Below are 24,433 nucleotides of genomic sequence, written 5' to 3'. Positions count from 1 at the left end.
GTTGCAGGGTCAGGCGGGCGCGCAGCCTACAAATTTCTGACTCGCGCGCGTTGTATCCCAGCTCGAAGCAAGATACAGGCCAGCCCCGCAACCCGCCGCTTCAGCCGATCAGCCCGACCCAGTCCAGCGCCGCCTTGCTCGGCGCCAGTACCTGGCCCAGAGCAGCACCCGGCCACTGCGCCGACCATTTGGCGCGCAGCGCCGCCAGCGCCGCCGGGTCCGTGGCCACCTGGCCGGAGTGAATCACCTGCACCTGCGGGGTCCAGACCGTCAGCAGACCGGCTGCGGCTGCTTTCAGGCACAGGTCGACATCGCCAAAGGCCTCGGCGAAGGTGGTTTCATCCAGGCCTTCCAGGGCCTGGTACACCTCGCGGCGGACCATCAGGCAGCTCGCCGAGACTGCCGGGCGGTTCTGCTCGACGGCCAGGCAGTTCAGGTAGCCCGGCGCATTGCCCGCCTCACCGGCGCACGCAGGCGTGACGCCAGCATCGGCATCCAGCAGCAAGCCGGCCTGGGCGAGCTTGCCGTCAGCATCCAGCAGCTTGGCACCGACCACGCCAACTTCCGGGCGCTGCGCCTGGTTCAGCAGTGCCTCGATCCAGTTGGCATTGACCACTTCGGCATCCGATGCCAGCAATACCAGGTAGTCGCCCTTGGCCTCGCCGCTGGCAGCGTTGCACAGTGCCGCCGGGCTCAGGCGCTCGGCGCTTTGCAGCACGCGCACTTTGCCACCCTCTTGCGGCTGTTGCGCCAGCCATTCGAGCAGCTGCGGCGACTGGCTGGCGTTGTCGGCGATCAGCACCTCGTAGCGGGCATAGCGGGTGCGCTGCAGGATGCTCTTCAGGCAACGCTGCAGCGCGTCCAGGTTGTCCTGACTGCGCAGCAGGATGCTCACCAGCGGCCGCTCGACATGCCGATAGTCGATACGCAACGTCCCTGCCACCGGGGTACTGACCTGGGCCTTGTAGCCACGGCTCGTCAGGTGCCGGATCAGGGCCTGGCGGGCATGCTCGCTGGCCGAGGCTTGCGGTGCCGGGGTAATCAGCAATGGCTCGTCCAGGTGGGCCAGGCCGTTGAGGCCGCCACGCTCGATCAGACGCAGCAGCAGGTCGAACTCCAGCGCCTGGCCGTACTGTTTGTCGAAGCCACCCGCCTCCACCAGCACCTCCCGACGCAGCAACCAATGGCGGGCCATCAGCGCGGGGTTGGTCTGCAGCAGGTCCAGGTTGACCCCCGGACGCAGCAGTTCACGCCAGGCGCCATCAGCCTGCTGCTGGATCTCGTCGACCGCGACCGCACGGCAATCCGGCGCGTTGAGCAGTTCGAGGCTGGCGCGCAACAGACCGGTCGCGGTGAAACGGTCACCGGCCTCGGCCAGCAGCAGCCATTCGCACGAAGACTGCCGGGCGAGCTGGTTGATACGCTCGACATAATCCTCGCGGCTGACCTTGATGAAATGCAGGGTGTTGTGCAACGAAGTGACCATCGGTGGTTCACCGGTGGTGAAGACCATGATCCGGAACGCCTTGCTAAGGCCGGCCAGCAGGCTGTCGAAGGTGTCCTGCAGCGCGACCTGGTTGTTGTCCAGGTCCAGCAGCAGGATGCCAAACTGAGGGCCGCCCTGGTGCAACGCCAGGTGTTCGTCGATCGCGGCCATTGCCGCGCCATCCGGCTTGCGCGCCTCCAGCCAGTCGAGCAGGCGGCCCGACTGCATGCTACCGAGCAGTTCGCGGCCGCTCTGCTTCAGCACGCCTTCCAGGCGCGCCAGCCAGGCAAACAGCGCCTCGCTCTGTTCGATCTCATTGGTCTCGCGCAGGTGCACGGCCAGGCGACGCACTACCTCGCGGTTGAAGGCGTTGTGCTCCAAGGCAGCCCAAAGGCGGCTGCCGACGGTGCCCGGGGTGTCGCTGACATGCGCCTGCAACAGTTGCTCCTGGCGCAGCAGCAGCGGTTCCAGTTGCTGCAACTGCAAGCGACCAGCCGGCATGGCATGGATCAGGAATTCGAACGCTGTGAGCTGATCGAAGAACGCCTGGTTGTAGAACGGCATCTCGACATACTGGCTCGGTTCGAAGGTGCGTACCGGCGGCTTCAGCGGGTCGTTCCAGGCAGACCCCCAGACCAGGTCCAGGGTCACCGCGCGGCCCTTGAACAGGCCCTCGGCCATGGCGGCAAAGCTGTCCAGGGCAAGCTGACGCCGTGCTGCATGGTCCAGCCCCTCGATAGCGGTCGGCAGGCCGGCGAGGAAGTCGGCGAACTGTTCGCGCTCTGCCACCGACTTGGGGTCGGTGAAGGCCAGCACATGAATGACCTCGGTCTTGTGCTCGGAAACACCGTAGTTGGTTTCACGCACGGCATAGGCGATCGGCAGCACCCGCGCCTTGGCGTTGGTCAGCAGGAAATACACATGGCCGATTTCCTGCCACTCGAAGCTGGTGCCCTCGGGCAGTAACTCGAACCACTGGCGCAACAGCGCAGTACGGGTGACGGCGAAAAACGGCGGGAGGAACTCGCCCATGTAATCCAGCAGGCGCTGCTCGGCGCGCGGGGCGTCGTAGTCTTCACGGACCTTCTTGTTGCGCCGGTAATAGTTCACCCGGGTGGCTTCGGCCAGGTAGTTCAGGCAGTAGCCATGGCATATGCCGTAGTCAGGGTTGGCCTCAAGGAAGTCCAGCGACTGGTTCAGCCCGTCGAACAGCAGGAAGTCGTCATCGGCGGCGAAGGCCATGAACGGCGTGCTCACCCGGTTCACGCCATAGGTCAGCTTGGCCTGGAAGCCCAGGTAGGAAAACTGTGGCAGGTGCAGGTACTCGACGCCCGGGTACCCGGCTGCCATCGCCGCGGCCGATTCGGTCGAGGAATCCAGCACGAGGATCGAGCACGGGTAGTCGCTGTAGTACTGCAGCGTGCGCTGCAGGAACGCCGGCCGGTTGTGCGTCATCAGTACCAGCGTGAACCGCTCGCGCAGCGTGGCTGCCTGGTCTGCCGAGAAATTGCCTTGCATAGTCTTCACCACCATTGGCGTTGCCGCCGAAGAAATCGAACCGTTGTTGAGTGTCTCAGCGAACCCGGCGCAGGTAGCCGTCCGGTGCCACGGTGACCAGCAGCTTGTTCTGCAGCTGGTAGTCGATCTCGAAGCTGTCGTTGCCCTTGAGGTATTCCCAGACCGCGGTCTTGGGGTTGTCGCCATGGCCCCACGGGCGGTCGGGGAAGAAATCGGCCGGCATGTCTTCGACCACGGTGTCCATCACCACGCAGTAGCTGCCCACGGCCACCAGCGGCGCGTACAGCTCCAACTCCTTGAGTACGTGGTCGTGGGTGTGGTTGGAATCGAGCACCAGGATGACCTTCTTGCCTTCGGCAAGCGCCCTGACCTGCGCGGCGATGCCGGCGTCGATGCTCGAACCTTCGATCATGCGCACGCGCTTGCTCATCGGGTGCGCCTCGATGGCCTCACGGTTGTGCGGGCGGATGTCGATGTCGATGCCCAGCACTTCGCCATGGCCCTGCAGTTCCAGCAAGGATGCGTAGTACAGGATCGAACCGCCGTGGGCGATGCCGCACTCGATGATCAGGTCCGGCTTGACCTGCCAGACGATCTCCTGCATGGCCATCATGTCCTGGGGCAGCTGGATGATCGGCCGGCCCATCCAGGAGAAGTGGTAGGTGTACTTGTGCGCAGCGGACTTGTTGAAGAAGTCACGGGATACTTGCTGCAGCGCCTGGTCTTCACCCTGGGCGGCGATTTGCGCGGTGCATTCGGCTTCGAAGGCCTTGATCGGCGAGTCGGTCATTGTGCGGTCTCGGTTGGCAGGTGTGTGAAATCAGCGCTGTCGACGGCGTGGTAGGTGAAGCGCCCAGCGGTCATGCGGCGGATTTCATCGAGGTAGTTGGAATTCATCACGAACAGGTGCGCACCGTCAGGCAAGGCGTCCAGCGCCTCCTGCGGCGAGCTCACCCGGGCGCCGCTGAGCGGCAGGTAACGGCCCTGCTTGGCCGGGTTGATGTCGATCACCCGGTCCACCGGCGCGCCGGCGCGTTGCAGGAACAGCGAATAGATCACGCCCTTGGACGACGCGCCCCAGATCGCCGAGCCGCGCCCGGCGTCGCGCTGGACGATGCCCACGGCGTGCTCCAGGCTGGCGCTGAAATCGGCCGGCAGGGTCAGGGTTGGCCCCGGTTCCAGCGTGGTACGCAGGCTGGCGAGGTCGGCGACGACGTACAGGTACTGGCCATCGAACAGGTGCCCGGCCTCGGCGACCGTGCCGAACAGGCGGCGCAGGTCGTCCAGGCGGAAGTAGTTGACGTGCTCGTAGAACAGGTCGAACCAGGCCTTGTGCTCGATGATCCAGTCCAGGCATGGCACCTCGATGTAGATCTGCCCGGCCCCGCCATTGGCGTCGGCGATGGCGGCCAGGAACGCGACCGGGTCCTGGATGTGCTCAAGCACATGGCGCAGCACGATGCCCTCGGCCCGGCGATCGAGCTCACGGGTGAACGGCGCCTTGACCACGTCCGGGTTGTCGCCCTCGTACGCCGGGTCGATGCCGGTGACGGCATAGCCACGCTCGCGCAGCAGCTCGAAGAACCAGCCTTTGCCGCAGCCCACCTCGATCAGGCTGCGCCCTTTGAAATGCCGGGCGATCACACCTTCGACGTCGTCCAGGTGGCGCTGGAAGCGCGCCGAGTGGCCCTGCTCGTTCTGGTAGTCGCTGTCATAGCTGAGCTGGTCGGCGTCGAAGGCGTCGTTGTAGACCAGGCCGGTGCGAGCATCCTGCACCAGGCGCATGTCGGCACTGGCCGAGGCGCGGGCCGAGGCCGCATCGGCAAAGGTGCGGTTCTGCAACACCGGCAAGCCGGTGGCGCGGTACAACTCATGCTTCATCACAAGCTACTCCCAAGAGCGCCCGCAGCCGGCGGGCATCGCCCCAGAACGCCATGGGTTCGTGGGCCGGATAGGGGTAATGCCCCAGGTTCAACGCGATCTGCGCGCCGCGCTTGGCGATATGCGCTTCGACCAGGGTGCGTACGGCTATCGGCTGACCGCTGCAGCAATTGACCACGCCGCTGAAATCACGCTGATCGAGCAGCCCGGCCAGGTAACCCGCGGCCGTTTCGATGGGCAGGAAATCGCGCAGCTGTTCACCGCCCGACATGTCGAAACGCGGCAGGCCGGCGTCGATGGCGCCGTCCAGCGCCGCCAGCAGGCTGTTGCGGTTCTGGCCTTCGCCGAACAGGTAGAACAGCCGCACCCATTGCAAGGTAAACGGCTGCTGCCGGGCCAGGCTTTCGAGGAACAGGCGCAGGCTGTGCTTGGCCAGGCCATAGGGGTTGCCCGGCTGGCAGACCAGTGACTCGCCCAGCGCGCCGTCCTGCAGGCCGTATTCCAGGCAGGTGCCGGTGACCTGCACCTGGGCAACGCCCGCGTGCACCACACGCTGGATGAACCGGTAGTCGGCCATCAGGTTGTGCTCGAAGTGGAACAACCCCTGGTAATTCGGCAAGCCGGGCCAGGCCAGGTGCACCAGCGCATCGATACCTTCACACAGCGCAGCGACGTCCAGCTGCGGGTCATGGACATCGGCGCAGATGAACTCGACCTGATCGAACCACGGCAGCGCCTGGGCAGCTTCCACGTGGCGCGCAACGGCACGCACCTGATGGCCGCGCGCCAGAAGCGCACCGACCAGGTGCCGGCCAACAAAACCGCTGGCGCCGGTAACCAGCACGTTCATGCGGCTCACAGGACGGTCAGCTCCGGCACGGCGATGACGAAGCGCCCGCCCCATTCACGGACCTGCGCCTGCTGCTCGCTGACTTCCTTGAGCAGGTTCCAGGGCAACACCAGCACGTAGTCCGGTTGCTCGATGGCCAGCCGCTCGGGGGCCACCACTGGAATGCGGCTGCCCGGCAGAAACTTGCCTTGTTTGTGCGGGTTGGCGTCGGCCACCCAGGCCAGCAGGTCAGGCTTGACCCCGGCATAGTTGAACAACGTGTTGCCCTTGGCCGCCGCGCCGTAGCCGACCACACGCTTGCCTTCGGCCTTGGCCTGCAGCAGGAAGCGCAGCAGCTGGTGCTTGATGCGTTCGGCGGCCGGCGCCAGGGTGTTGTAGAACGCTGCCGTGGTCACCCCCACCCCCGCCTCGATGCCGAGCAGGTCATCGACACTGGCGCGTCGAACCTGCGGGCCGCCAGCGCGCTGTGCGAACACCCGCAGCGAGCCGCCATGGGTCGGCAGTTCGGTGACATCGAAGATTTCCAGGCCGTTGCGCAGGCACAGGGTGTTCACCGCCGTCAGCGACAGGTAGGAGTAATGCTCGTGGTACAGGGTATCGAACTGATGCTCGGCCATCAGGCAGAGCAAGTGCGGGAACTCGAACGTGGCGACACCATCGGCCTTGAGCAAGGTGGCGAAACCGCGCAGGAAGTCGTTGATGTCCGGTACATGGGCCAGCACGTTGTTGGCCGCCATCAGGTCGGCCGACCAGCCCTCGGCCGCAAGCGCCTCGGCAGCCTGTTGGCCAAAGAACACCTCGCGGATTTCGAGCCCTTTTTCGCGCGCCGCCTGGGCGGTGCTGCGGGTGGGCTCCACGCCCAGGCAGGGGATACCGCGTTCGGCCACGTACTGCAGCAGGTAACCATCGTTGGCGGCGATCTCCACTACCCGGCTTTGCGGGGTCAGGCCGAAGCGCTCGACCATCTGCGCCACGTACTCGCGGGCATGGGCCAGCCAAGAGCTGGAGTAGGAGCTGAAATAGGCGTAGTCGGCATCGAACAGCGCATCGGCGCGGGTGTAGTCCTCGGTCTGCACCAACCAGCACTGCTCGCACACCGCGACCTTAAGCGGCACCCAGGCTTCAGCCGCGGCCAGTTGCTCGGCGCGCAGATAGGCGTTGGACGGCGGCGCGGTGCCAAGGTCGATCAGGGGCAGGCTCAGGCAGGTACCACAGCCACGGCAATTCATGGACAGACTCCGGTGAACGATGGGGCCAACCAGGGATGTTCGGCATCCCGGGCTGACAGATTCTTGACAGCCAGCGGCCAGGTGATGGCCAGCCTTGGATCGTGCACCGACAACCCGCCCTCGCGACCCGGGGCATAGTCGGCGCTGTGCAGGTAGAGCAGTTCGGCCTCGTCGCTCAACACCTGAAAACCGTGGGCAAAGCCGGCCGGAATCAGCAGGCTGCGGCCGTCGCCGGCCCGCAGGTGCTCGGCGTGCCAGTGCAGAAAAGTCGGCGAGCCCTGGCGCAGGTCCACTGCCACATCCCAGACCTCACCGCGCAGGCAGGTGATCAGCTTGGCTTCCGGCGCATCACCGAGCTGGTAGTGCAGGCCGCGCACGCTGCCTTGGCCGACGGTATGCGAATGGTTGATCTGGCGCACATGGAACGGCGCCGCCAATGCCCCCAGGCTGGTTTCGCAGAACAGCCGGGCGAACTGGCCGCGGGCATCGCCGTGGCGCTTGTGCTGGACACTGAACAGACCGTCGAGGGGCAAGGCATGCAGCAGCAGATCAGTCACGACAACTCCGCGTACAGGTTCAGCTGGCCAAGGGTGAACGCGTGCATGTTGTCGCCGCGCTGCCAGGCCAGGTGCCAGTCCAGGGTGTGCTTGAGGCAATCGTGCAGCGACCAGCGCGTGCGCCAGCCCAGCAGCTGTCGCGCACGCGAGCTGTCCAGGCGCAGCAGGCCGGCTTCGTGCAGCTCGCTCGGCTCGACCTGCATGCCCGGCGCCGCCGGCCACTGGCGGGCGAGATGCGCCACCACCTCGCCGACGCTGCACATGTCCTGTTCACCGGGCCCGAAGTTCCAGGCACCCGCATAAGCCGGGCCTTGGCGATACAGGCGCTCGGCCAGTTGCAGGTAACCGGCCAGCGGCTCCAGGGCGTGCTGCCAGGGGCGCACGGCCTGCGGATAGCGCAGGGTCACAGGCGTACCCGCCGACCAAGCCTTGAGTACGTCCGGGATCAGCCGGTCGGCAGCAAAGTCGCCACCGCCCAGCACATTGCCGGCGCGTGCGGTCGCCATCGCCAGGCCGTGTTCGGCATGTTTGACTGCCGGGAAGAACGAAGCGGCATAGGATTGCGCCAGCAACTCGCAGCAGGCCTTGCTGCTGCTGTACGGGTCGTGCCCGCCAAGGGCTTCGTTCTCGCGGTAGGGCCAAGGCCATTCCTGGTTGGCATAGACCTTGTCGGTGGTCACCAGCACGCAGGCGCGCACGCCACCGACCTGGCGTATGGCTTCCAGCAGGTTGAGGGTGCCCATGACATTGCTGGAGTAGGTGCCCAGCGGGTCGCGATAGGCCTCACGCACCAGCGGCTGCGCCGCCAGGTGCAGGACGATTTCAGGCTGCGCGTCGGCCACGGCTTCGAGCAGCGCGCCCAGGTCGCGCAGGTCACCGCGTACATCGGTGATCTCGCGGCCCACCTGGGCCAGCTCGAACAGGCTGGGTTCGGTTCCCGGGTCCAGGGCAAAGCCTGTGACCTGCGCCCCCAGTTCACGCAGCCAAAGGGCCAGCCAGCTGCCCTTGAAGCCGGTGTGGCCGGTCAGCAGGACACGCTTGCCCTGCCAGAATGCCGGGCTCAGTCCCACTGCTTCCATGGTGCCTCCCCGCTTAGCCAGAGCTGCTCCAGGTGGTTCTTGTCGCGCAGCGTGTCCATCGGGTGCCAGAAGCCGTCATGCTGGAAGGCATTGAGCTGCGCCGCTGCGGCCAGCCGGGCGAGCGGCTCGAACTCCCAGGACGTCTGATCGTCGTCGATGTAGTCGATCACCTTGGGCGACAGCACGAAGAAGCCGCCGTTGATCCAGCCGCCATCGCCACGGGGTTTCTCGACGAACCCGCGCACCTGCTCACCGTCGCGCTCCAGCGCGCCGTAGCGCCCTGGGGGCTGCACGGCGGTCACCGTGGCGAGCTTGCCATGGGCCATATGGAAATCCACCAGGGCGCCGATGTTCAGGTCCGAGACGCCGTCGCCATAGGTGAAGCAGAAGGCTTTTTCGCCCTCCAGGTAGCGTGCGGCACGGCGCAGGCGGCCACCGGTCATGGTCTCTTCACCGGTGTCGACCAGGGTGACGCGCCATGGCTCGCTGTAGTTCTGGTGCACGTCCATGCGGTTGGCGCGCATGTCGAAGGTGACGTCCGAGGTGTGCAGGAAGTAGTTGGCGAAGAAATCCTTGATCGCATAGCCCTTGTAGCCCAGGCAGATCACGAAGTCATGGATACCGTGGGCCGAGTACTGCTTCATGATGTGCCAGAGAATTGGCTTTCCACCAATCTCGATCATGGGCTTGGGCTTGAGATGGGACTCTTCGCTTATACGTGTGCCCAGTCCACCGGCCAGAATTACCGCCTTCATGTTGTCCCCTCTTGTTCGTCACCGGCCACCCATCGTGTGACTGCACGATTTATGGCGATATGACAGGGGGCTTGCAGGAAACGCGCCAGCTGGCATTTTTCGTCGCGAGCTTGGCTCAGTTCGGCATCCAGCCGCTGTACCAATGCTGCACATGCTCTTCGCGCAGCACATAGTCACGTAGCACCTCCTGCTTCAAGCGGTCACCGAGGCGGTAGCTTTCATCCGGGTCGGCCAGATGCATGCGAATCGCATCCAGCCACTCCGCCGTCGAGTTGGTCTTGATTCGCGTGCACGGCAGGTAGCCCTCGTAGGCACGGGTGTCGGTGACGATCACCGGGTACCCGCACGCCCCATACTCCAGCAAGCGCAGGTTGCTCTTGCAGTCGTTGAAGATGTGATACTCCAGCGGCGCCAAGGCCAGGTCCAGGTTCAGGCTGGCGAGCTTGGCCGGGTACAGCTCCAGTGGCACCGGCGGATGGAACTCGCTGATGTAGGGCCGCAAGGCCGGCGGGCACATGCCGAAGAACACCCATTCGACCTCGTTCGCCAAGGTCTTGACCACATCGCTAATCACTTCCAGGTCGCCGGTGTGGCTGGTACCCCCTCCCCAACCCACCCGCGGTTTGCGCGAGGTCCGGCGCTGGCTGCGCAAGTGGGTCCAGAGCTCCTCGGCAAGCATGTTCGGCATCACCCGGATATCACTGTGGGCGTCATGCAAGGCATCAGCCAGGGCCTGGGTCGAGACCACAAGCCGATCACAACGCTCGATCCCCCGGCGCAGCGATTTTTCCAGATCTTTTGGCGTGTGCTTGAGATGGCCGTTCTTCTTCGGCACATCAATCACGTAATCGTCCAGTTCGTAGATGCAGAAGCCCTTGGAGAACGTCTTCAGCCGCTCGATCTCCTTGACGAAGCCTTCGGTATAACGCCCCTGCACAATCGCCACGTCCGGAGAGCAACGCTCCAGTTCGATGCTGGTGGGAATCTCGAAGTACTGTTGCTGGGTCACCCAGCCAGCCTTTTCCAACTCCATCACCGGCTGGATCACCCGGTAATGGCCGACGGCGGTCTTGTTCATCGGCAAGGCCAGCACATGCGGCAACGGGCGGCTGACAAAGGGCGTCCAGGCGGCCTTGAGGCCAGGGTCCAGACAGAAGCTGGAGCCGTTGAGCGACAGATTCACGTTATAGGCCGGGTCACGCGCCACAACCGGCATCCAGGCTCGGAAGAAGGCATCATGCTGCTCCACCAGCCGTGCCTGACGCTCAGCCTCGCGCTGCGGATCGGGCGCTGGCGCTGCTGGAGGATCAAGGATCAGTCGCGCATCGGGCGCCCAGACCACGAGGTAACCTGCCTGCCCCAGGCGCAGCCCCAGGTCGACATCGCTGAAGGCAAGGCTGAAGACACTGTCGTTGAGACCGCCCAGTTCCAAGAACAGCTGCTTGCGTATCAGCAGGCAGTCAGCACCGACCACCGAGTAGTTCTGCGCCACCTGCAGACGCTGCATGTAGCCACCCGCCTCCATCGGCTCACCGACGAACGGCGAGCCCACCGCGCCACGCAGGCCCAGCACGCCACCAGCATGGACGACCAGGCCGTGGCCATTGCACAACTTGGCGCCAACCGCGCCAACTTCATGGCGCTGACCATGGCTGAGCAAGGCGTCGAGCCAGTCCGGCTCGGTAGCCATGGTGAACGGGCTCAGCATCAGCAAGTATTCACCCCGGGCATGGTGCGCGGCCAGGTTCTGCACGGCAGCGAAGCTGCTTTCCTCGTTCAGCCTCAGCACCCGCAACTTGTCGCCGCCCAACTGCTCCAGTGCGGCCAGCCAGGCATGGGTATCCGCGCCCTGGCTGGCATTGTCGACGACGAGCACTTCGTAATGTGCGTAGGCAGTGTTCTGCAGCACGCTTTCCAGGCAGCGCTCCAGCGCCGGCAATTGATCCTGGGCGCTGAGCACCAGGCTTACCAGTGGCTGCGAGGCGTGCAAGTAGCGAATCTGATTGATCGCACCGCCGCTGTTGTGCAGACGATAGGCCACACCCAGACGCTTCAGGTGCGCCGCCAGTACCTGTGGATTTTCCTCGATCACTGCCGGCGAAGACAGCCAGGCGGCGTAACTGAACGCACTTTCACCCAGCACTTCCGGAATGTGCTCGATGGTCTGCGGGCCGCGGCTTTCAACCAGGCGCCAGAGCAGGTCGTGGGGCGCCAGTTCGCGGTAGCCGGCAGCAAAACCACCCAACGTGCGCAAAGCCTCGCAGGAAAACGCCAGCATGCGACCGGTATAGGGGTAGCCGCGCATCAGGTCGAGGTTGAAGTCCGGTTTGAACACCGGCTCCACCGACGCTTCGTTGCGCAGGCCGCCTTCATCGCCATAACAGCAGGCAATCTGTGGCCGTGACACGATCCGCTCGGCCAGCAGCATCAGGCTGAAGGCATTGAGCCGGTCGCCGGCACGCAGCAGGTAGACCCAATCCTCGGCGCCCCGCTGCGCGACCAGCGTGTTCAATTGCATGGCCCAGTCAGCCTGCAACGGCTGGCTGTCGACCCGGCTGCCCGGGTCAGCCGCAAGGCGCGCAGTGGAGAGCACCAGGGTTGCCTCGGCGCCATAGGCCTGGCCGGCGATGCTGTCCAGTGTCATTTGCAGGGCCAGGGCATCGCCTTCGCTGTCGATCACCACGGGGACGATGCGCGGGCGACGCGGCCAGTGCTCGCTCAGCCGCATCAGCCGCGCCAGCACCAAGGGGTCCTGGCGACAGGCCAGCCACTTGGCGTACAGCTCGGCGAAACTGTCGCTGTCGCTACCAACATGGGATTCCTGGATCGCCTGCAGGCAGCGCAGGGTGTGGACCAGGAACATGTTCTCCCAATTGCGCCGGGCGTCCCCCTCATTCCCCCGAAGGATCTGCACCCGCACCCAGCCGGAGAATGGCTCGCGCTCGGCGACGCGGGCCGCGAACATGTCGCGCAGGTGTTGTGCCTCGCCGACCGCTGCCGCCTTGACGTCGCTCTGGCGACGCAACTGGTCGGGATGAACCCGTTCCATGCAGTGCACGCCGGCCGTCACCCCCAGGTGCCCGCGACGCAGCAGGCACACGAACAGCACGAAATCGAGCAGCGCCACAAAGCCTGGCGCCAGCGCCGGCAGCAACTCGCGCAGGTCGCTGGCGCGCAGCAGCACGCTGCTGAGCCCGCCGATGAAGTTGAGCTGGCGGGTCTCGAAGAAATCCAGCAGGTCGTCGCCATTGAACACGGTGTCGCCAAAGGTGACCGGGCTGGTCTCAAGGCGCTGCGGCAGGATATGGTCCTCGGCATCCACCAGCTGGCGCCTGGCCGCGACCAGGCTGACATCGCCATGGGCTTCGAACAGTCGGACCTGGTTGGAAACGCAATCGGCCATCAGGCGATCATCGTCGCAGAGGAACTTGATGTACTGCCCCTGGCTCTGCTCAAGCCCCTGCTGCAGATTGCCGGCAAACCCCAGCGGTTGCGGGTTGCGCACGTAGACCAGCGGGTGGCGGGCAAGGCTGCGCAGCTCCTCGACCACCGCCTCGATCTGCGGGCCCCGACTGTCGTCGCAGACGATGACTTCAAGGTTGTCGTAATCCTGCGCCAGGGCACCGACCAGGGCGGCACGGAAGAACTCGGGGTTGCAGGCGGGGATGACGAGGCTGACTAGGGGGGCTTGGCTCACGAGGAAATCTCTCGACAGGTGACTGCCCGCGGAGAATTCAGAACAGTCGCTACCAGATTGAAACAACGCACCGCCCCCTCCCCCCGGTCAGGAGGAGGATGACGGCAACAGGCGCACTCACAATGCGTTGAACAGGCTCAGTTGGCTGATGCGCGCGAACGCTTGCTGGGAAGCTTCGAGCGTGGTCTTCTGCTGGGTAAGGCGGATCAGCACCTCGGCCGGGTCGGAATCACGGATCGACGACTGCGTGGTGCTGTTGGCAATGCTAAGGCTTTCGTTGGTGTTCTGCTGGATCTCCAGCGCCTTGCCTCGCGCACCGATATCGGTGACGGCGCGGCTGAGGGTGTCCTGACCGCTCTGAATGTTGGCAATGGCCGAATCCAGGTCGGCGCGCAGCTGCTGGTAGGCAGCATTGTCGCCATCGATCGGCTGACTCAGGGCCGTGCGCAGCTTGGCCACGCTGTCCAGCACGTTCTGGGTCTGGTGATTGTCGACATTGACCATGTACTGGTCACCGGACTGCTGCGGGGGGGTGGTGCTGAAGGTGAAGTCTACGCCCGCGGCCGAGGCGACGTTGCCAGCCATGGTGCCACTGGCCACCGGCCGGCTGTCGGCGGTCAGCGGCTGGGCGTACAGCTCGAAGTCGGTGGCGCTGGTGAACTTGATCACCGCCCCCCCGCTCGGGAACATGGCCTTGTACTTGCTCGGGTCGGTGACACTGATCGACGACACCTGGGCGCTCGACGGGTTGCCCGGGCTGCGAGTAGCAGTGATGGTGTCCGGCTTGCTCTGCAGGGTGAAGGTATGGCCAGCCACCACGGCGTCGGCGTTGTCGCCATCCTGCAGGTTGATGTTCAGGCGCAGGTCTACGCCACGGAAGCTGACCATCGAACCACCCGCAGTATTGGGGTCGAAGCTGCCACCCTGGGTAGCCTCGGCGGTGACGTCGTTGCCCAGGCTGTCGGTGATGCTGAACTTGGTGCTGCTGAGCATGGTGATGGTGTACGGCTGGCCACTTCTGAAGCGGTCGTTGTAGGTGACGCTGCCTGACACCTGGCCGTTGGACAGCTTCACCCGGCCATCATCCACCGGTGGAGCGGTCATGGTCGTGGACGTGCGGCTGGTGTTCAGGGCTTGCTCGAATACGCTGTAGCCGGAGCTGTTGCCGGCCATCTTGAGCATGTCACCGACCTGCAGTTCCTGCTGGGTCTGGTCGCCCTGGTAGGAATAAGTGCCATCGGCATTGCGCACGAATGGCGCCGTGTCGGTCTTGGAGCCGGCGAACAGGTACTGGCCGTTCTCGTCACGGCTGTTCATCAGGCTCAGCAACTGGTCTTCCAGCTGGCCCAGCTCGGCCGCCTTGGCCTTGCGCTCGGTGTCGGTATAGCCGGCGTTACCCGATTCGAGCGCCAGCTCGTTCACCCGCGTCAGGATCGTGTTGATCGAGTTGAGCGTGGTCTCGGTCTGGTTCAGCGAGTTGGTGATGTTGGTGGCGTTGGTCTTGTACTGCGCCAGCATGTCCGCCTGGTTGCCCAGCTGCAACAGGCGCGCTGCCCCTACCGGGTCGTCGGCAGCAGTGTTGACCCGTACGAAGGAACTGGCTTCCTCGTTGGTCTTGACCACGTTGGAATAGTTGCGCTGGTAGTTTGCCGCGCTGGAAGCATAGAACTGGGCCGTGGAAATACGCATGGGTCAGGACTCCTTAAAGCGCGGCGATCAGGGTGTTGAAGATTTCCTGCGCCGCCTTGATGATCTGCGACGACGCCGTGTAGTACTGCTGGTACTTGACCAGGTTGCCGGCTTCTTCATCCAGCTGCACACCGGACACCGAATCACGGGCACCGGTTGCCTGGGTCAGGATGACGCCGGTTGCCTGGGTGTCCATCTGGCCCTGCTTGGCCTGGGCCCCGACGTTTTCCACCAGCTTGCCGTAGGCATCGGTGATGCTGATGCCCTTGGTCGAACCAATGTCCATGGTCTGCTTGGTCTGCAGCTCCTGCAGGGACAGCGCGTTGCGGTTGTCCGAAGAACCGGCGCCGGTCAGCGACACGGTGAAGCTGTCGCCATCCTTGGGTGCACCGGCAACGTCCATCTCGAAGCTGAACGACTTCTGGTTGCCACTGGCGTCATTGATCGGGTTGCCCGCGGAGTCGATCATCGGCACATCGAACTTCAGGGTGTTGCTCTGCCCCGGGACGAAGGTGCCTGTGCCAATGCTGTTGCCCTTGGCATCGAAGGCTTCGTAGCTCTGCGGCGAGGTGGTTTCGTCACCAAACACCAGACGCACCGGCGTGGAGTACTTGATGCCGGTCTGCAGGTCCTGGCGTTGAGCCGGGTCGGCGATATCCAGTACCGAGGTCAGCACGGGCTGGGTGATCACACCGGTACCGATATTGCCGCCACCCGAGGTAGCGGTCAGCGGCGCAGCCAGCGCCAGGCGCTTGGCGTCGGTGAGCACCACGCCGATCTCTGCCGAGGCATTGCGGGTCGGGGTGATCTTGAAACTGTCGCCCACCGCCGCAGTGCCGCTCTTGAGGTCGAGGCTGAAACCGTCGATGACCGGCGCCGGGTCGTCGTTGGTGCTGTAGGTGCCCATGTCGGTGCCGTCTGGCAGCTTCTTGACCTGGTACTTGTCAGTGCCAGGGCCGACGAAGGTCACCTGGTAGTCGCTGGTGCTCAGCTTGCCAGTGTCGCGGATGACCACGTTCAGCGCGGCGCTGCCGGTGTTGCCAACCTTCGGCGTGCTGCGCGCGGACATGGCGCTGGCGCTGTTGATATCGCCAAACAGCGCCGCACCGAACTCACCGTTCTTGTCGATGCCCTGACCGAGCTGCGAATTCAGCTGCTGCGACACCACCAGCGCGATACGCCCCAGCTCGTTCATCGCAGGTGCCAGCGTGTCGCTGCGGTAACGCAGCAGACCGCCCATTTCGCCACCGCTGATGCTGCTGGTGACATCCATGGTGGTGCTGCCACGGTCGAGCTTGACCGAGAACTGGGTCGGGTCGGTGGCGCTTGGCTCGGCGCTCATCTTGTTGGTGGTCTTGCCCAGCACCAGCGACTGGCCGTTCTTCAGGTAGACGTCAATACTGCCGTCACGCTCGACGGTCTGCACACCCACCAGCTCGTTGAGCTGGCGCACCGCCTCGTTACGCTGGTCGAGCAGGTCGTTGGGCTGGCCGCTGTTGGCCGAGACCTTGGAAATCTGATCGTTGTACTTCGCAATGCTGGAGGTCAGCTCGTTGATCCGCGAGGTCATCGAGCTGAGGTTGCCGTTGATGTTGCTGTTCTGCTCCTTGAACTGGGCAGACAGGCTGTTGAAGCGGCTGGCCAGGGCCTCGGCGTTGCTCAGCAACAGCTGACGGGAAGCGTCTTCGGTCGGCTTGTTGGCGGCGCTCTGCAGGGCGGAGAAGAAGTTGGTCAGCGCACCGGTGATACCGGTGTTGCTGTCGGACAGCAAGTTGTTGAGCGGCGTGACCTGGTTCAGGTAGGCGGTGCTGTCGCTGTTGAGCGAGGTGGCGGTCTGCAACTGGGCATCCAGGAAGGCGTTGTACACCCGGCGCACATCGCCCAGGGTGGTGCCGGTGCCCATGAACACCTGGCCTTCCTGAAGCGAACCCTTGGCTCGCTGGACGTTCTGCTGGCGGGAATAGCCGGCGACATCGGCGTTGGCGATGTTGTTGCCGGTGGTATGCAGCCCCGCCTGGGAGGCCGACAGTCCCGACATGCCAATATTGATCAGACTCGCCATGGTTCCATACCCTTAAAGTTTCGTTGTGGTACCGAGCATTGCGTAGCTCTCGTACGACTTCATCTGTCTTGCGATCTGCGAGATCTTGCTGGCGTAGTTCGGGTCGGTGGCGTACCCGGCCTTTTGCAGTTCTCGCACGAATTGTTCTGGGTTATCGGCCGACTTCACCGCATCTTGATAGCGCGAATTGCTCTGCAGCAGGCTTACCAGGTCGTGGAAACTGTCCTGGTACGAATCGTAGGAACGGAACGCCGCCGTCTCCTTGACGAACTGGCCGTCACGGAACTCGCTGGTGATCGCCCGCGCCGAATCGCCGTCCCAGTTACCGCTGGCCTTGATGCCGAACAGGTTGTGGCTGCTGCTGCCATCACTGTTGCGCATGACCGACTTGCCCCAGCCGGTTTCCAGGGCGGCCTGGGCCACCAGGTAACGCGGGTCGACACCAATGCGCTTGGCGGCCTGTTCGGCCATCGGCAGCATGGTGGCGACGAATTCGTCGCTGTCGGCAAAGGCCTTCTTCGGCGCCAGCGGCGGCTGCGCCACGGCGCGGCCGGTGATGCGCAGGCCGTTGTCCGGGATGGCGATGGCCTTGGCCACCTGCTGCCCGTCACGGGCCGGCACGGCGGCGGTATTGGTGGCCGCGGCCGGGCTGGTGGCCGAAGGCACGATACCGGCCAGCAAGCGGTCGGTGAGCTTGCCCGGCAGCGCCAGGCGCCGCGAGTTGAGCGCGGCAACGTCGTTGCGCGTGGCCGTGGCCTGGGTGGCCTGCACCGGGTCGGCTACCTTGTTGCCCCACAGCGTCGGCGCGTTGCCGTCGACACGCGGGAACGGGCTGGTGTTGACCGGGGTGCTCTTGTTCTTCGACAGCTGGCGCACCAGCACGTCCTGCAGGCCGATACCGCCCCCCTCGCGGGACATGCTCACGGCCAGCTGCTGGTCGTACATGTCGCGGTACTGCTTGACCGTCTCGCTGTTCATCGGGTTGTCGTCGGCCAGCACGTCGCTGGCCTTGCGCGAGGCCTTGAGCATCTCGCTGATGAACAGCGACTCGAACTCCTGGGCCACCTTGCGCACGTTGGCGTCGCTGTCGCGATCACCGTGCTTGAGCGAACTCAGGCGATTGAGGTCGGTGTAGGCACCGCTGTCGGCGTGGCTGGAGACCAGGCTTTTCGAATTCATCCGCAGCGTCCTCAGATCACGATCAGGTCGGCTTGCAAGGCGCCGGCCTGCTTCAGTGCTTCGAGGATGGCCATCAGGTCGCCGGGTGCCGCGCCCACCTGGTTCACTGCGCGGACGATCTCATCCAGCGTAGTCCCCGGGCCGAACTTGAACATCGGCTTGGCTTCCTGCTCGGCATTGACCCGCGAACGCGGAACCACCGCCGTCTGGCCATTGGAGAATGGCCCCGGCTGGCTGACGATCGGGTCTTCGGTGATGGTCACGGTCAGGCTGCCGTGGGTCACCGCCGCTGGCGAGACCTTGACGTTCTGGCCGATGACGATGGTGCCGGTACGCGAGTTGATGATGACCTTGGCCACGGCCTGGCCCGGGTCGATCTCGAGGTTCTCGAGGATCGACAGGTAATCGACCCGCTGGCTTGGGTCCATCGGCGCGGTGACCCGCACCGAGCCGCCGTCCACGGCCTGGGCCACACCCGGGCCGAGCAGGTCGTTGACCTTGTCGACGATGCGCTTGGCGGTGGTGAAGTCCGGGCGGTTGAGGTTCAGGGTCAGGCTGTTGCCCTGGTTGAAGCCGCTCGGCACGGCGCGCTCGACCGAGGCACCGCCGGGAATACGGCCTGCCGACGGAACGTTGACGGTGATCTTGGAACCGTCACGGCCTTCGGCATCGAAGCCGCCGACCACCAGGTTACCCTGGGCGATGGCGTAGACGTTGCCGTCGATACCCTTGAGCGGGGTCATCAGCAGGCTGCCGCCACGCAGGCTCTTGGAGTTGCCGATCGACGAAACGGTGATGTCCACCACCTGGCCCGGCTTGGCGAACGCCGGCAGGTCGGCATGTACCGACACCGCAGCGACGTTCTTCAACTGCACGTTGCCGGAGCCGGCCGGCACCTTGATGCCGAACTGCGACAGCATGTTGTTGAAGGTCTGCAGGGTGAACGGGGTCTGGGTGGTCTGGTCACCCGTACCGTTGAGCCCCACCACCAGGCCATAGCCGATCAACTGGTTGGAACGCACGCCGGAGATGCTGGCAATGTCCTTCAGGCGCTCGGCGTGGGCACCGAACGCGCAGGACAGGAGCAGGGTCGCGGCAATCAGCTGCCTAAGGTTGAACATGTTCATCCGTACTCAGAAGGGCCAAAGCGGGCTCAGGAAGAAGCGGTCGAACCAACCTGGCTGGCTGGCATCGGCGAACGAGCCGGTGCCCGAATAGGTGATGCGCGCGTCGGCCACGCGGGTAGACGGCACGGTGTTGTCGGTGGCGATGTCGTCGGCACGGATCAGGCCGGCGATACGCACCAGCTCTTCACCGGTGTTCAGGGTCATCCACTTCTCGCCACGCACGGCGATGATGCCGTTGGGCAGCACCTCGGCCACGGTGACGGTGACCGAGCCGGTCAGGGTGTTGCCCTGGGTGGCCTTGCTGTCGCCCTTGGTGGTGCGGTCACCGCTGTAACCTGCTTCCAGCGAGAGGTCGCCACTGCCGAACGGGTTGTTGGTGTTCGGGTTGGAGCCGAACAGCGAGGTCAGGCCGATGTCGGCCTTGCTGTTCTTCTGGATCTGCGAACCTGCGTTCTTGCTCGCCGAAGTGCGTTCGTTGAGGGTGATGGTGATGATGTCACCCACGCGGAACGCTTTGCGGTCGGTGTACAGGCCCTGCTCGAAACCGGCCTGGTAAATGGAACCGTTGTTGGCTGCCGCCGGCAGCGGGGTGCGCGGCAAAACCGGCGCGTAATACGGGTCGTTCGGCTTGGGCGTCGGTGCGACGCAACCTGCCAACACAACCGCCCCCCCCAGGGCGAATACAGACAACAGACGTTTCATGACACTTACCTCACGGTGTAACGGGAGTAGAACCTGCACTAGGGCTTTCAGAGCTGTTGAGTGACGAACGACAGCATCTGGTCGGCGGTGGAGATGACCTTGGAGTTCATCTCGTAGGCACGCTGGGTGGTGATCATGTTCACCAGCTCTTCAACAGTGCTGACGTTGGAGTTTTCCAGGGTCTGCTGCAGGGTGGTGCCGAAGCCGTTCAGGCCTGGGGTACCGACCTGTGGCGCGCCACTGGCAGCGGTTTCCAGGAACAGGTTGTCACCGATCGCCTGCAGGCCGGCCGGGTTGATGAAGTCGGCGGTCTGCAGGTTACCGATCACCTGTGCAGCCGGGTTGCCGGCGGTGGTGATCGACACGGTGCCGTCCTGGCCGACGGTGAAGGTCTGGGCGTCGTTCGGCACCACGATCGCCGGCTCCAGGGCAAAGCCCTGGGCAGTGACGATCTGGCCATCGGAGTTCAGGTGGAAGGTACCGTCACGGGTGTACGAGACGGTGCCGTCCGGCTGCAGCACCTGGAAGAAGCCACGGCCGTTGACCGCCATGTCCAGCGGGTTTTCGGTGGTCTGCAGGCTGCCGGTCTGGAAGCTCTTCTGGGTGCCGACAATGCGCACACCGGTACCGACCTGCAGGCCCGACGGCAGCTCGCTGTCCTGGGTCGACTGCGCGCCTGGCTGACGCTTGATCTGGTACAGCAGGTCGGCGAACTCGGCACGATCACGCTTGAAGCCGGTGGTCGAGACGTTGGCCAGGTTGTTGGAAATGACGGTCAGGTTGGTGTCCTGGGCGGACAGGCCGGTTTTAGCGACCCAAAGAGCCGGAAGCATCAGTATTCTCCTCGTGCGCCTGTTTTACGGCACCCGTTCAAAGTTGGTTAGCCGATTTGCAAAACACGCGCCATGGCTTCATCGCCTTCCTTGGCCGCGTTCATCATTTTCACGTGCAGCTCGAACTGGCGAGACAGCGCCAGCACCGAAGTCATTTCTTCCACGGCGTTGACGTTGCTGCCTTCAAGGAAGCCCGACACCACCCGCACATTGACGTCGGCGGCAGCCGGCTGGCCGTTCTGGGTGTGGATCAGCCCGTCCAGGCCCTTGGTCATGCTCTTGATGTCCGGGTTGACCAGCTTGATGCGGTCGACCTCGGCCATCACCCGCGGGTCTTCGCCCATCGAGCGGATGCTGATGGTGCCGTCGGCACCGACTTCGACTTTCTGCTCTGGCGGAATGGCGATCGGGCCACCGTTGCCGATCACCGGCATGCCGTTGCCGGCACGCAGCACGCCGAGGGCGTCGATGTTCAGGCTGCCGGTGCGCACGTAGGCTTCGCTGCCATCGGGTGCCTGCACGGCGATAAAGCCCTTGCCGCTGACGGCCACGTCCAGGTCACGCCCGGTCTCGACCATCGGCCCTTCGCTGAAGTCGGTGGCCGGGCGTTCGGTCATGGCAAATGCCCGTGACGGAAAGCTGTCACCGAACACCGGCATCGAGCGCGCCTGCTCCAGGTCGCGCTGGAAGCCATTGGTGGAAACGTTCGCCAGGTTGTTGGCGTGGGCCTTCTGCGCCAGCGCGTTCTGGCTGGCGCCGGTCATGGCCACGTAAAGCATCTTGTCCACAGTCATCCTCCGCTGCACTGACGATCGTTTGCCGCTCGCCGTTGCTGTGCAGGCTCTAAAGCAAGTTCCGAACCAACTTTTTCAATTCATGAAAAAGCCCGTGAATACGGGCTTTTTCGGGGTTTTGCCATTGAGGTGCCGCCGGTTATCCGGCGCTGGCTTGCCGATCGCGGCAATCCTGTACCGGCCATCAAGGTTCGCGGCAACCGCCATTGCTGAACGGACCGGCAAACTTTCTCCAGCCCTCCCCCGGCGACCACTGCGAGCACACCAGCCGGCCATCCGCCTGGCTTTCCCAGCGCCACCAGGGCGCAGTGCCGGCCTGGGCCTGGTACAGGCACAAAGCGGCAAGCAATGTGATGACCAGCCTTTTCATGACCCCTCCTGCAGATACGACAGACCCCTTCACTGCAAAGGGGCCTGTCCACGCACGCTCAGCCAGCGACCATCAGGTCATCTGGATGATGGTCTGCATGATGGTGCTTTCGGTGGAGATGGTCTTGGCGTTGGCCTGGTAGTTGCTCTGCGCCTTGATCAGCTCGACCAGCTCCTGGGTCAGGTTGACGTTCGAAGCCTCCAGCGAGTTGGACTCGACGCTGCCCAGGGTGCCGGTTTTCGGCGAGTCGATACCCGGAATGCCCGACGAATAGGTCTCGGTCCAGCGCGTGCCACCGACCTGCTGCAGCCCTTGCTCGTTGGCAAAGCTGGCCAGCGCCACCTGACCGATAGCGCGGGACTGCTGGTTGCTGAAGCTGGCGAACATCACGCCGGTGGAGTCGATCGACAGGCTCGACAGAATACCGGTGGCGTAGCCGTCCTGGGACTGCGACATGCGCGCAGTCTCGGTGTTGTACGAGCTGGTGCTGTTCATCGACAGGCGCATGCCGGCGGTGTTTTCCGCCGAACCGTTGGAGGCCCAGTTGCCCGATGCATCCTTGGCGGCCGGGATCCAGCCCTTGAGGGTGAAGGTGTTGTTGGTCACATCCCACTGGGCACCTGCCGGGGCACCTACCGGGATGCTGGCCGGGTCGGTGGCCATGGACGCCACGCTACCGTCGGAGTTGAACGTCATGGACGCTTCCAGCGGCGCAGTGGAAGTCGGATCCATCGGGTTGCGACCATCGATCAGGGTATACATGGTCCACTGGTTCGTACCGGTCTTGCGGTAGAACTGCTCCATGGTGTGCTCGTTGCCCTGGCTGTCGTACACCTTGGTCGGGAAGGACTTGGTGTAGGTGGTGTCATCCGCCGGGTCAAAGGTCGGGCCGGCAGGCGTGGCGCTTGGCAGCGGGATAATGGTCGCTTCGGAGTTCAGGTTGATGCCCTGGTCGATCAGGGTGGTGGCCTTCGGCGCGAGCGACGAGGTATCGATCTTCAGGTCGGTCAACACGCCGCGCTTGATGTTGCCGTTTTCGTCGGCGGCATAGCCCTGCAGACGCAGGCCGTCCGAGGTGACCACGTAGTTGTCCTTGCTGTTCTGGAAGGCGCCGGCACGGGTATACACGCGCGCGCCGTTGTCAGACAGCACGAAGAAGCCCTGGCCCTGGATGCCCATGTCCAGCACGTTGCCGGTGTTGTTGACGTCACCCTGACTGAACTGCTGGGAGATCGCCGCCAGGCGCACACCGTTGCCGACCTGGTTCTTGCCCACGCCCAGACGGTTGGCACCGGCGTACACGTCGGCGAATTCGGCGCGCGAGGACTTGAAGCCCGTGGTATTGACGTTGGCAATGTTGTTGCCGGTAACGTCCAGCTGTTTGTTGGCTGCGTACAGACCGCTAAGGCCGATATTGAAAGACATGCTGTTGCTCCTTTTTGCCGTTCTGTCGGCCTTAGATACCGATGGTTTGTACGTCGGACAGCGAAACCTTGCCCACACCCGCCAGGTTCAGCACCATCTCGCCGGTGGTGTTGAAGCTGACACTGGTGACCTTGGCTGGCAGCAAGGTATTCATCTGCACCGCCTTGCCGTCCACCGTGCTGGTGGCAGTGAAGGTGTAGGTACCCGGGTCGACTTTCTCGCCCTTGTTATTGGTGCCATCCCAGATGAAGTCGCCGTAACCGGCCGCTTGCTCGCCCAACTCGATGGTCTTGACGGTGTTGCCATCCTTGTCGGTGATGGTGATCTTCGCTTCGCTGATGGCCTGAGGCACGACGAACTGCGCGTTGAAGCTGCTGGTGGTATCGACCACAGCCTTGTCGTTCTGCACGATCACTGAGCGACCGACCAGCGAAGACGCCTGCAGCGCTTGCGACGAAGCCATGGCGCTGGTGATCGAACTGACCGATTCGTTCAGCGACGTGATGCCTTCGAGGCTGCTGAACTGCGCCAGCTGGGCAACGAATTCGCTGTTGTCCTGCGGATCCAGCGGGTTCTGGTTCTGCATCTGGGTGACCAGCAACTGCAGGAACGCATCCTTGCCGAGGGCCTGGCCACCGGTCGCGGAGCTGGTCGTGGAGGCTTTCTTGGTGCTGGAGCTGACACCTGACGCCGCGATGACGTCGTTGAGGTTCACACCGCTGGTGCTATCGACTGCCATGGTCTGGATTCCTTATCACTGACCCAGGGTCAGTACTTTCTGCATCATGTTCTTGGCGGTGTTCATCAGCTCGGCGTTGGTCTGGAACGCACGGCTGGCGGAGATCATGTCAGCCATCTCCTCGACCACATTGACGTTCGGGTAATAGACGTAGCCGTCCTTGTTCGCCGCCGGGTGATTGGGCTCGTAGCGCGCTTCCAGGTTGCTCTGGTCTTCGACGATGCCCTTGACCTGCACGCCCTGCCCTGCTTCGCCCTGGTCCTCGAACAGCGACTGGCTGACGCCGCTTTGCGCGTTCTGGAAGGTGGTGGCGAACACCGGGTGGCGCGCACGGTAGGTCTGGTCGATGCTCGACGACACGGTTTCGGCGTTGGCGATGTTCGAGGCGACGGTGTTGAGGCGGGTGTTCTGCGCGCTCATGCCGCTGCCGGCAATGTTGAAAACACTGGAAAGGGACATGA

The 24,433-nt window shown here is 64.1% G+C and carries 20 protein-coding genes; all 20 read right to left on the bottom strand.

Annotated elements, in window-relative coordinates; translation table 11 throughout:
• Window positions 1-100 precede the first annotated feature (100 nt).
• Complete coding sequence (locus tag F6X59_RS25210) at window positions 101-3,004, bottom strand: TIGR00180 family glycosyltransferase (protein WP_152958826.1); 2,904 nt, start codon at window positions 3,002-3,004, stop codon at window positions 101-103.
• 55 nt (window positions 3,005-3,059) lie between these two features.
• The gene (locus tag F6X59_RS25205; protein WP_152958825.1) at window positions 3,060-3,794 is read right to left on the bottom strand and encodes a cephalosporin hydroxylase family protein; all 735 of its coding nucleotides are present in this window, start codon (window positions 3,792-3,794) and stop codon (window positions 3,060-3,062) included.
• Window positions 3,791-4,885, bottom strand: a complete 1,095-nt coding sequence (locus tag F6X59_RS25200; RefSeq protein ID WP_152958824.1) for a class I SAM-dependent methyltransferase — start codon at window positions 4,883-4,885, stop codon at window positions 3,791-3,793. The genes F6X59_RS25205 and F6X59_RS25200 overlap by 4 nt, the downstream gene beginning before the upstream one ends.
• The gene (locus F6X59_RS25195) at window positions 4,875-5,735 is read right to left on the bottom strand and encodes an NAD(P)-dependent oxidoreductase (protein ID WP_152958949.1); all 861 of its coding nucleotides are present in this window, start codon (window positions 5,733-5,735) and stop codon (window positions 4,875-4,877) included. The genes F6X59_RS25200 and F6X59_RS25195 overlap by 11 nt, the downstream gene beginning before the upstream one ends.
• 5 nt (window positions 5,736-5,740) lie before the next feature.
• A complete protein-coding gene (locus tag F6X59_RS25190; RefSeq protein WP_152958823.1) occupies window positions 5,741-6,964 on the bottom strand; it encodes a class I SAM-dependent methyltransferase in 1,224 nt (407 codons plus the stop codon).
• On the bottom strand, window positions 6,961-7,521 hold the full coding sequence (locus F6X59_RS25185; RefSeq protein WP_372240529.1) for a dTDP-4-dehydrorhamnose 3,5-epimerase family protein: 561 nt from the start codon (window positions 7,519-7,521) through the stop codon (window positions 6,961-6,963). The genes F6X59_RS25190 and F6X59_RS25185 overlap by 4 nt, the downstream gene beginning before the upstream one ends.
• Window positions 7,518-8,600, bottom strand: coding sequence for a CDP-glucose 4,6-dehydratase (rfbG, locus tag F6X59_RS25180; RefSeq protein ID WP_152958822.1), 1,083 nt, complete (start codon window positions 8,598-8,600; stop codon window positions 7,518-7,520). Before rfbG ends, F6X59_RS25185 begins: the two co-directional genes overlap by 4 nt.
• Window positions 8,582-9,355, bottom strand: coding sequence for a glucose-1-phosphate cytidylyltransferase (rfbF, locus tag F6X59_RS25175; protein ID WP_152958821.1), 774 nt, complete (start codon window positions 9,353-9,355; stop codon window positions 8,582-8,584). The genes rfbG and rfbF overlap by 19 nt, the downstream gene beginning before the upstream one ends.
• Window positions 9,356-9,470: 115 nt before the next feature.
• Window positions 9,471-13,052 carry a glycosyltransferase gene (locus tag F6X59_RS25170; RefSeq protein WP_372240528.1) on the bottom strand — a complete coding sequence of 1,194 codons (3,582 nt, stop codon included), beginning with the start codon at window positions 13,050-13,052 and terminating at the stop codon, window positions 9,471-9,473.
• Between the two features lie 117 nt (window positions 13,053-13,169).
• A complete protein-coding gene (locus F6X59_RS25165; RefSeq protein WP_152958820.1) occupies window positions 13,170-14,741 on the bottom strand; it encodes a flagellar hook-associated protein 3 in 1,572 nt (523 codons plus the stop codon).
• Between the two features lie 13 nt (window positions 14,742-14,754).
• Window positions 14,755-16,803 carry a flagellar hook-associated protein FlgK gene (gene flgK / locus F6X59_RS25160; RefSeq protein WP_152958819.1) on the bottom strand — a complete coding sequence of 683 codons (2,049 nt, stop codon included), beginning with the start codon at window positions 16,801-16,803 and terminating at the stop codon, window positions 14,755-14,757.
• Window positions 16,804-16,815: 12 nt separating this feature from the next.
• A complete protein-coding gene (gene flgJ / locus F6X59_RS25155; protein WP_152958818.1) occupies window positions 16,816-17,982 on the bottom strand; it encodes a flagellar assembly peptidoglycan hydrolase FlgJ in 1,167 nt (388 codons plus the stop codon).
• Between the two features lie 11 nt (window positions 17,983-17,993).
• Window positions 17,994-19,103, bottom strand: a complete 1,110-nt coding sequence (locus F6X59_RS25150) for a flagellar basal body P-ring protein FlgI (RefSeq protein WP_110636808.1) — start codon at window positions 19,101-19,103, stop codon at window positions 17,994-17,996.
• Window positions 19,104-19,115: 12 nt separating this feature from the next.
• Window positions 19,116-19,811 carry a flagellar basal body L-ring protein FlgH gene (gene flgH, locus F6X59_RS25145; protein ID WP_152958817.1) on the bottom strand — a complete coding sequence of 232 codons (696 nt, stop codon included), beginning with the start codon at window positions 19,809-19,811 and terminating at the stop codon, window positions 19,116-19,118.
• Window positions 19,812-19,858: 47 nt separating this feature from the next.
• Complete coding sequence (gene flgG, locus F6X59_RS25140) at window positions 19,859-20,644, bottom strand: flagellar basal-body rod protein FlgG (protein WP_079229153.1); 786 nt, start codon at window positions 20,642-20,644, stop codon at window positions 19,859-19,861.
• Window positions 20,645-20,691: 47 nt separating this feature from the next.
• Window positions 20,692-21,432: a flagellar basal-body rod protein FlgF gene (gene flgF / locus F6X59_RS25135; protein ID WP_346652290.1), complete on the bottom strand. Its 741-nt coding sequence runs from the start codon at window positions 21,430-21,432 to the stop codon at window positions 20,692-20,694.
• A 190-nt stretch (window positions 21,433-21,622) separates the two neighbouring features.
• Window positions 21,623-21,808: a hypothetical protein gene (locus F6X59_RS25130; RefSeq protein ID WP_152958815.1), complete on the bottom strand. Its 186-nt coding sequence runs from the start codon at window positions 21,806-21,808 to the stop codon at window positions 21,623-21,625.
• Window positions 21,809-21,880: 72 nt separating this feature from the next.
• Window positions 21,881-23,233, bottom strand: coding sequence for a flagellar hook protein FlgE (gene flgE / locus F6X59_RS25125; RefSeq protein WP_152958814.1), 1,353 nt, complete (start codon window positions 23,231-23,233; stop codon window positions 21,881-21,883).
• A gap of 31 nt (window positions 23,234-23,264) precedes the next feature.
• Window positions 23,265-23,972 carry a flagellar hook assembly protein FlgD gene (gene flgD, locus F6X59_RS25120; protein ID WP_152958813.1) on the bottom strand — a complete coding sequence of 236 codons (708 nt, stop codon included), beginning with the start codon at window positions 23,970-23,972 and terminating at the stop codon, window positions 23,265-23,267.
• 15 nt (window positions 23,973-23,987) lie between these two features.
• On the bottom strand, window positions 23,988-24,431 hold the full coding sequence (flgC, locus tag F6X59_RS25115; RefSeq protein WP_027921143.1) for a flagellar basal body rod protein FlgC: 444 nt from the start codon (window positions 24,429-24,431) through the stop codon (window positions 23,988-23,990).
• Between the last annotated feature and the right edge of the window lie 2 nt (window positions 24,432-24,433).

The organism is Pseudomonas sp. MN1F (assembly GCF_009391885.1).
Taxonomy (GTDB): domain Bacteria; phylum Pseudomonadota; class Gammaproteobacteria; order Pseudomonadales; family Pseudomonadaceae; genus Aquipseudomonas.
The sequence above is the reverse complement of the archived record's forward strand: the minus strand, read 5'-3'. Positions and strand labels throughout refer to the sequence as shown.